1 pseudogene is annotated in these 735 nt (G+C 38.9%); it reads right to left on the bottom strand.

The features are described from left to right. Positions 1-444: 444 nt before the first annotated feature. A pseudogene (locus ACESZP_RS17940) lies at positions 445-735 on the bottom strand (hypothetical protein); the annotation flags it as partial.

The following is a 735-nucleotide window of genomic DNA, read 5'->3' as shown; positions in this document are numbered from 1 at the left end:
AATATCAAGGAAAAACAGCTCAAAAACTCGCGCAATACGGTCTCAAAGCAGCTCGTCGCGCTCCGCAGTTCAGCAAGAGATAATCAACAAGTTCAAAATGCTTGGAAAGCCCGAAAATTCAACGTTTTCGGGCTTTTTTTAATGTCCGAAACGGCTGATTCCGATGACGAAATTTGAGGAAATTTGACAGCGTTTATACCAATTTTGTGGGGCTTACCAGGGGTTTACCGACCATTTTTACCCCCAAAAGGGCTTACAAAAGGGTTTACCAAAGGCCAATTTTGGATCTTATACTTGACAAAAATTTTATTGGGTTCTCAAATTAGAGAGCGATGGAAGGGAAAAATAGAGCATTTCACGAGTTTTGAGGAAATATGAGAAAATAAAATAACCTTTGCTTACATTACATAGAGTTTCCGTTTATTCATAAATGAATGGGAGCTCTTATTTTTTATACGGTGAAAATACTTCAATATCAGGGCGTGAAGCAATAATTGCTGCTTCTTCATTGCTGATATTCTTAATGGCAATATGCCAATTCCCAGACTCCTGCTGTGCCTGCAAAATCTGGCTGCGGATGAACATATCTGCCATTCCAAAAATAGTTGTAACCAGAAATACCGCCAGCACAATGCAGAAAATAGACATTCTGCTTTGCTTCTGTAATACTGGATTCCTTTCAATGTAATGGTCCCATACTTCGGGATCTGTGTTTTCTTTTTTGCCATCTTTGAT

It is taken from the genome of Candidatus Dorea massiliensis AP6 (genome assembly GCF_964245105.1).
Taxonomy (GTDB): domain Bacteria; phylum Bacillota; class Clostridia; order Lachnospirales; family Lachnospiraceae; genus Laedolimicola; species Laedolimicola intestinihominis.
This window is presented reverse-complemented; position numbering and strand designations above follow the sequence as displayed.